This is a genomic window from Vibrio nereis NBRC 15637 (genome assembly GCF_001591105.1).
Taxonomy (GTDB): domain Bacteria; phylum Pseudomonadota; class Gammaproteobacteria; order Enterobacterales; family Vibrionaceae; genus Vibrio; species Vibrio nereis.
In genome coordinates, this window is the sequence record NZ_BCUD01000004.1 from 270,914 (window position 1) to 278,537 (window position 7,624).

Consider the following 7,624-nt stretch of genomic DNA (forward strand, 5'->3'; position numbering starts at 1 on the left):
ACTGGGATTGACCAATAATTTTACCAACGGTTCGACGGTTAAAGATGCGCTAGCCAGCCAATCGCCATACTGAGTAGCAGTGGTATTATTGCTCAACCGTCACTCCCTCAAAACCTACGCTGTATACCAATGCAACTATAGGTGCTCATTGTTTACGTAGCAATGTTGCCAGCACTGCTAATGCACTACATGCCATAAGTACAACACCCAATTGTTGAACCACACCAGCGAGAGCTAAGCCTCCACCAATCATTAGGTAATACATCAGCCCAAATAATGCGCCCGCACTACCCGCTTGCTGTTTATAGTCAGATAAAGCAGTACTCAGTACATTTGGGATAGCAATACCAAAAGAAATCACCACTAACATCATTGGTGCAACAAACCAGATGGAGCCCTGCATAATATAGACACCGACAGCGCCCGCTGCTAACTGCATCACTGATACCCATAATAGAGTGCGTTGCGACACTTTTTTAGAAAGTAGGGCCTTGTTTAAGTAACTGCCTAATAACGTGCCTAAACCCAAGGCAATGCCGCTGTAGCCAAATTGATCGGATCCAAAGCCTAATTCTGAAAAAGTGAATGCGCCGAGCTGATAGTAAGAAAACAATGCAATGTTGTATAACGCAACCAGCAAGGCTGATAACCAAATTTTGGAATCTTTTAGTATACGAGCACTTAAGGCTCCTAGCCGTATTGGATGCTTTTCTTTCTGTGTTTCAGGCAACTTAAACAGGTTATATACGAATAGTAATAACGCCATTACAAATAATGCTAAGAAGACATAGTGATATCCACCAGCTAAAGTCAGTTGACCACCCAATAGCATCCCAAGCACAGGGCTGATTGAGATACCCATTCCCATTAGGCTGAACACTTTACTTAGCTCATCACCATTAAACGCATCACGCAGCATGGTTTGAGTTACCACAGAGCCAACAGCTATTCCAAATGCGCTTAATGCTCGGGCGAACATAATGATAATGAAGTTGTCTGTTTGCATTGCGAGCAATGAAGCACAAGCATAAATAAACAAACCGATAATCATTGCTGGTCGCCTACCCCATTTATCCGCCAATATCCCCCAAACAAAGACACCAATAGCAAATGCAGAAAAGTAAATTGACAGTGTCTGTGCTGCTTGCGCATCAGTGACAGAGAATGAACGAGCAATGGAGCTCAAAGCTGGGCTATAGATGGTTTCAACAATTTGCGGAAACATCAGCATCACCACCATCAGCCATAAAGAAGGTTTGGTATTCATCTAGAGTTCTCGTTATGAATTAACTTGGCGCGCAGTATAAATGAGGCTACTCTTCGCCTATTAACAACATAACAACCAAAAACATCAAGATTCGGACAAATGGCAATTATCGATGAACAAACCCAATTTGACCCTGATGGCTTGACCGCTAGTGTTGTAGGGATAGCGGCTGACGTAGGAAAACACGATTCAGGCATGCATCAACATAAAAAAGGTCAATTACTTTTTGCCTCTCAAGGGTGTATGAGCTTTGCGCTAGAAAACTCCATCTGCATTTTGCCACCCACAAAAGCGGTTTGGATTCCACCATCTATCCCACACCGTGCAATGATGACGAATGTCGTGGCTTACCGCTCCCTATACTTCGACTGCAAGGCGTTTAAGTGTCCCAATAATATTGAAGTAATCGAAGTAAATGCTCTGCTAAAGGCGCTAATTGATAAAATGTCTCTATGGCCGTGGGATAAAGCTGAAGCAGAAATGGCAAATACAACAACGCTTTTTTGGGAGGAGTTTTACGCAGCTAAACACCACTCTTTCCAACTACCCTTGCCATCAAATCGTCGATTTAGACATTTCCGTGAACTTGTAATGCAAGAGTCTTTTTTAGCGCCAGATCTTACCTCTGTTGCCGATGCCATAGGCGCAAGCACTAAAACCGTGACACGACTATTTAAAGCTGAAACGGGCATGACCTATCAAGAGTGGAGACAGCAATGGCGCTTATTAAAAGCGATTGAATTACTGTCTAGGGAGATGCAGGTTAATGACGTTTCCCATTGGTTGGGCTTCTCTTCCGACAGTGCCTTTATCGCTTTCTTCAAGAAACAGACAGGACAGACACCACTAAGTTTTATGAAATACCAATACCAACCTTAGCTCTGGTATAGCAAATCCAGAGGTATGATTTATTACTCTAAATAAATTTGGGGCCTTTCGTGTCAAAAATGCCGACTGTAACAGTTCTGGACTGAAGCGAGTTAGTGTCTTTGATAAATCAGTAACTAGCCAATAATGCTAAGTCATTCAAAGTTACTTAAATGACTATCTAGTATTGATAAGGCAGAGGCCAATAGACCATTTTTTAAGTGAACTATGCAGGTTTATCCGCTCTCTTTTCTTGGTACATGCTTTTATCTGCTTTTGACAATAGGTCATTAATTACAGATGGGTCAGCTTTACTACTGTAGCTACAATATCCAATACTGAGTGATAGCGGTATTTTGTGCTCATTCCACTGAAAAACATGCTGCTTTACGGCGGAATGTATGTTTTGAATAATCAGCTCTACATCCTTTGGATTTGTGGAGCGTTGCAAAACCACAATGAACTCATCCCCACCGACTCGCGAAATAAAATCTGATGAGCGTAAGCTATGGGTTAGTAATGATGCGATATGTTTCAAGACCTCATCACCCGCCTCATGCCCTAGTGAGTCATTAATTGCCTTAAACTTGTTTAAATCGATGTTTAAGATTGTGAGACTTACAAAGGTATCTTTTCGAGACATTACACGGTTAAGTTCATTGAATAAATACCGCCTATTAGGCAGTTTTGTTAATTCATCATGTAAAGATAGGTTATGAACCCGTACGTAGTTTTTGATGAGGAACAAAATCAACACATAGAAAACACTGAATGTTGCCCAGCCTAGAGCAGTAAATAGAACGTCAAACCGATAAATACTCTCTAATTGTTCAATATCTGTATACTTAGCAAACAAAGTCCAGTTACCACTAGGTAGGTAGATAGGATAGCTGACGTCATAATCCGTTAAAACGTTTTCATCGCCTTCTATCAGTTGATCGTTTTGATGGCCAGTTACTGCAATAGTCGCGCCTTTCAAAGAGTGAAGGTTAGATTGCTCAATTAATTTTTGGTAGTCGATGACAACACTCAGACCGCCCCAATACTCCATGTTTTGCGGTGTATCTGTAAATATTGGATACCTAGCGATCAGTGCTGTCCCCCCCTGCACGAGTTCGAGTGGCCCTGCGATATATACGTTTTTTCGCTGTTTAGCGAGCTGAACCGTTCGGTATTGATTAGGAACGGTGCGGAAATCTAACCCAATTGCTTTTTCATTACCTTCCAAAGGGTACACATGAGAGATTATGTCATTGGGCGCTAGGCCTATGTTTCGTACAAGATTTGCTTTGGACAAAAATTGTTCAGAAACAAAATTCCAGTTCTTCATTGCAAACTCAGGGTCAAGCGCAACTACCGAGGCAAAACTGTCGGCTAGATAGGTATCACGATAGACATTCGCTTCAATACTATATCGAACTAAAGCCAGCTCATGTTGAATAACTTCTCTCGTTTGCTGAGCCTGCCTAGTGATAAATCCATCAGTTATTAGACTAATAATAGTATGAGAAATGAATAGATATACCATGGTCAACAAAGTGAAATACCATGGTTTAATCTTGTAAGTCCTGAAAAACACTATTCTATGAGCCCTATCCAAAGTTTAGAACCGTAATGACATAGTAGACATACTTGAGTAAAGAAATTAGCCAGTTAGCGCAATATCGTGACATTAGGCCTTGTGAAGACAGGATTTTTTATCATAAATCGGCTTTAGCTCATTGATTGGAAAACTGGTACATGTAGAGATCCATCAACTACGCATTTTTGCGCACCCAATCTTACCTCCATTGCCAATTTTGTTGGCGAAAGCGCCGAGATCGTCACACGGCTATTCAAAGCTAAACCGTTTAAACTAATTGCTGATACCTATCAATCTAATAGAAAACAACGCATTCCCTTTTTGATAATGATTATCAATAATATTCCTATAGAAACCAAATACGGTTGATGAGGAAAGAACAATGATTAAGACAATCACTTTTGCGGCTATTCACTTTACCATCGCAACCTTAGTTGCATTCACGCTGACCGGCGATTTTTTACTAGGTAGCTTGATTGCAATGATTGAACCTACAATCAATATGGGTGCTTTTTATATTCACGAGAAGGTTTGGCAAAAAGTACCAGTACTAAAGCGCCATCAAGCAAAGACACAAGTGAAAACCGCAAGTTTTGCCGTTATCCATTTTAGTGTTGCATTTACAGTCACTTACTTACTGACTGGAGACGCGTTCATTGGTGGCTTAATGGCAACGGTGGAGCCGGCGATTAACTCTGTTGCCTACTTCTTCCACGAAAAAGTATGGCTGCGCAAAACAAACCATTCCAACAACTTAGTGTGTGCTTAACCCGTCTTATTTTACTTTCCTTTCATCAAAAAGCCTCTCAACAGAGGCTTTTAACGGTGCATAGTGCGGCTCAATTTCCATCGAACCTACGGGCTTCTGTTCATTCAAGCTTCTAAAATATAGGTTGAGACAAGGCGTAAAACCTGTCTGTACAAGCGATCTCATCAAAGCTGAAATCGTTAGACTCTGTTTGTAGTTAGGAGATTGATATGAGGCTATTTTTCTCACTGACATTTGATAATGCGACCAAACGTGATTTGGCGACTTACCAGGAGTTGCTGTGTGCCCATGGATATAACGGGCGAAATACGCGTCAAGATAACCTTCATCTCACACTGGCTTTTATTGGTGAATGTACAGATGAACACCAGCAGAAGCTCATCGATATATTGCATCAACTGCATTCAGGGTGTGACACTTTGCGCATTGATCGTTTGGGATCATTTCGACAAAAACGAAGTCATTTGATTTGGTTAGGGTTCGGAAATAATCGAGCATTGATGAGAGTACAAAGAGAGCTTAACAGTGCGTTAAAATCGCAAAACTTTCCTAGCGAATCAAAAAATTATACGCCACACATCACTCTTTTACGCCACGCAATCGGCCACGCTTCATTAAAAGAGATCCACATTAAACCGCGAAACATCCATGTTCACTCCATTGCGTTGATGGAAAGCGTCTACCGAGAAAACAAGTTGGTTTATCACGTAGTAGATGAGATTGTGCAGTAATAATGTCGAGTTGAGACTTACCATAATCATTGCAATATGCGCCTGCTGACTTTCAAGAGAATACAGGCGCTTTGTTAGTATCGTGGTGGAGTGCTCACACCAAAGAATGAGCACCCCTTATCTCATTAGCTCGTTAATACCCCTTCTTCATCAAGCGTTTTTCAGACACGATTAAGCGATTAGATTTGCCAATTTGTTTAAATCTGGCTCGTTGCTCATGCAGCGCGGTACTATTTCTTTGTTGCTCTCGGAGCAGCTTAAAATAGTTTTTCAGCCTGCGCTCGTCGATTTCTCCCGTTTCAAGGGCATGTATGATCGCGCAGCCTGGCTCGCTTTGATGTTGACAATCACTGAATCGACATGAGCTGCTTAGCACCTCAATATCGGCAAAGGTTTCACTTACCCCTATTTCGCAATCGGCAATCTGCAACTCCCGCATCCCTGGGGTATCAATCAGCACCCCGCCAGACGGCATAAAGTGCAGCGATCGCGACGTCGTGGTGTGGCGTCCCTTGCTGTCATCTTCGCGAATCGAACCCGTTTCCTGAATCGACTTGCCCATCAGGGTATTGATCAGGGTTGACTTCCCTACCCCAGATGAGCCCATAAAGGCGACGGTTTTCCCTGTTTTGCACCATGTGCTTAATACAGCGCAACAGGTTGAGTCCAGAGCATTGACGACTTCGATCATCAGCATCGGATCAATCGCCTGAACGGCCGCACGTTTATCATCGCTGTCTTGGCACAAATCGGCTTTGGTCAGCACGACTACAGGTTCGACACTGTATTCATGAGCCAGTGCGAGGTAGCGTTCAACCCGACTAAGGTTAAAGTCATCATTAAGCGAGCTAACAATAAACAAAGTGTCGACGTTGGCGGCGATATACTGCTCGGCTACTTTGCTTCCGGGCGCCCGACGGCTGAATAACGAGGTTCGCTCCAGTTGCCGGATAAACAGATGATCGTGATCGAGTAAGATCCAGTCACCAACCGTCATCATGGGCAATTTGTGATGAATGGGCAGGTGAATCTCGCCGTTTTCCATCTGAACCGTATACCCACTGCGATGATGTGCCAGTACACGACCGATGATCGCGGTTTCTAAATCTTCAAGTGTCAGTTGTTGTTGAAATACAGGTTGCCAACCAAGTTGGTTGAGTGTAATTGCTGAATTCATTGCTTTTCCCTACGCATGCAGAATCGCGTTGCAAAACGCTCTGCGCGCAATCAACAGAAAATATGAGGGTCAAATGAATAGGCATAGACCCCGGTTAAGAAACACCGGGCAAGAGATAGAAGTATGAGAGGTTAAGAAGGTGCTGTTTATTTCAGCGTTGAATGTCCACTCTGCTTCTCAAAAGTTGCCGGGTGGGTTTTGAATACAATCATCAGAATCTCCTTACACGTATGAATGTGAATTGATAGTAGCACATTTGTTACCAGTTACCACAATATTGCATGTGGGCAGTACTTGTTCACGTCCTAACAATTTCCTTACCCGATTAAAACACTGGCACTTATAGGCTTTTAGCCATTTCAATCACGCTATTTATGAGTTTCTTAAGTGAATCTTAAGTTTCAGTTGGAAAAATAGGAGCATTGATTTTTAAAGGAGCTCCTTAATGTTGGCTGGCAAAACTTTTCAATGTCCCCGTATTTCCATGAGCATGTCAGGGCTGATTTTAATCTGCGCGGCGTACTTTGGTACTGTGATGAATTATCCAGTACTCAATACCATTTTTGAACTAAGTGCAGGCGTGTCTGATCCTTGGTTCGCTTACACAGCGCCTATCCTCCTTACCTGCGCGTTTATTATTATCTTCTCTCTTTTTGCGTGGCCTTATTTCTTTAAGCCGTTTATGGCATTTTTGCTGGTTTCTTCTGCGGCAGCGCTTTACGCTCAAGTCAATTTCCAAACCCTATTTGATATGACCATGATGGAGAGTATTTTTGAAACCAACTCGTCAGAAATACTGTTCTACTTAAATACCTCGACACTGCTTTACTTAATTGGTTTGGGGGTTATTCCGGCGATTTTACTCTTTAGCGTTAAGATTGTTCCCCACCGAACGTGGCTGCGCGAGATTGCAGCTCGCGTCGGGATTGTTCTGCTTGCGATCGCTGGGATTGGCCTTATCGCCATGACAAGCTACAAAGACTACGCCTCTGTCGGTCGTAATAATCATTACCTAAACAAGATGATTATCCCTGCCCATGTATACAACGGCACTAGATACCTAAAACGCAATTACCTGACTGAAAAGCTGGTTTACAAAGTGCAAGGGGAAGATGCAAAAGTGACTCCCGCGCCGAATGGCAAGCCGACATTGATGGTTGTGGTATTAGGTGAAACCGCACGTGCGATGAATTTTGCTTACAACGGCTATGAAAGGAACACCAACCCTTTC

General features: G+C 42.7%; 7 protein-coding genes. 4 read left to right on the forward strand and 3 right to left on the reverse strand.

All coding sequences use genetic code 11. The annotated features are described in order from the left end of the window. Positions 1-145: 145 nt before the first annotated feature. Positions 146-1,267 (reverse strand): multidrug effflux MFS transporter, encoded by a 1,122-nt coding sequence (locus tag VNE01S_RS06805; protein WP_053394677.1) that lies wholly within the window; start codon positions 1,265-1,267, stop codon positions 146-148. Between the two features lie 99 nt (positions 1,268-1,366). Between VNE01S_RS06805 and VNE01S_RS06810 the strand changes: the two genes are divergently transcribed. After that, on the forward strand, positions 1,367-2,146 hold the full coding sequence (locus VNE01S_RS06810; protein WP_053394676.1) for an AraC family transcriptional regulator: 780 nt from the start codon (positions 1,367-1,369) through the stop codon (positions 2,144-2,146). A gap of 214 nt (positions 2,147-2,360) precedes the next feature. Here VNE01S_RS06810 and VNE01S_RS06815 read toward each other — a convergent pair whose 3' ends face one another. Then, entirely contained in the window at positions 2,361-3,662 is a 1,302-nt protein-coding gene (locus tag VNE01S_RS06815; protein WP_053394675.1) for a diguanylate cyclase domain-containing protein, read from the reverse strand. Positions 3,663-4,098: 436 nt separating this feature from the next. Here VNE01S_RS06815 and VNE01S_RS06820 point away from each other — a divergent pair, with 436 nt between their 5' ends. Together VNE01S_RS06820 and thpR are read left to right on the forward strand one after the other, a co-directional pair. Further along, positions 4,099-4,485 carry a DUF2061 domain-containing protein gene (locus VNE01S_RS06820; protein ID WP_053394674.1) on the forward strand — a complete coding sequence of 129 codons (387 nt, stop codon included), beginning with the start codon at positions 4,099-4,101 and terminating at the stop codon, positions 4,483-4,485. A gap of 209 nt (positions 4,486-4,694) precedes the next feature. Next, the gene (gene thpR, locus VNE01S_RS06825) at positions 4,695-5,216 is read left to right on the forward strand and encodes an RNA 2',3'-cyclic phosphodiesterase (RefSeq protein WP_053394673.1); all 522 of its coding nucleotides are present in this window, start codon (positions 4,695-4,697) and stop codon (positions 5,214-5,216) included. Positions 5,217-5,349: 133 nt separating this feature from the next. Here thpR and rsgA read toward each other — a convergent pair whose 3' ends face one another. Then, positions 5,350-6,393: a ribosome small subunit-dependent GTPase A gene (rsgA, locus tag VNE01S_RS06830; protein ID WP_053394672.1), complete on the reverse strand. Its 1,044-nt coding sequence runs from the start codon at positions 6,391-6,393 to the stop codon at positions 5,350-5,352. Between the two features lie 445 nt (positions 6,394-6,838). Between rsgA and VNE01S_RS06835 the strand changes: the two genes are divergently transcribed. Then, the coding region (locus VNE01S_RS06835; protein WP_245649875.1) for a phosphoethanolamine transferase at positions 6,839-7,624 on the forward strand (786 nt) is incomplete at its 3' end.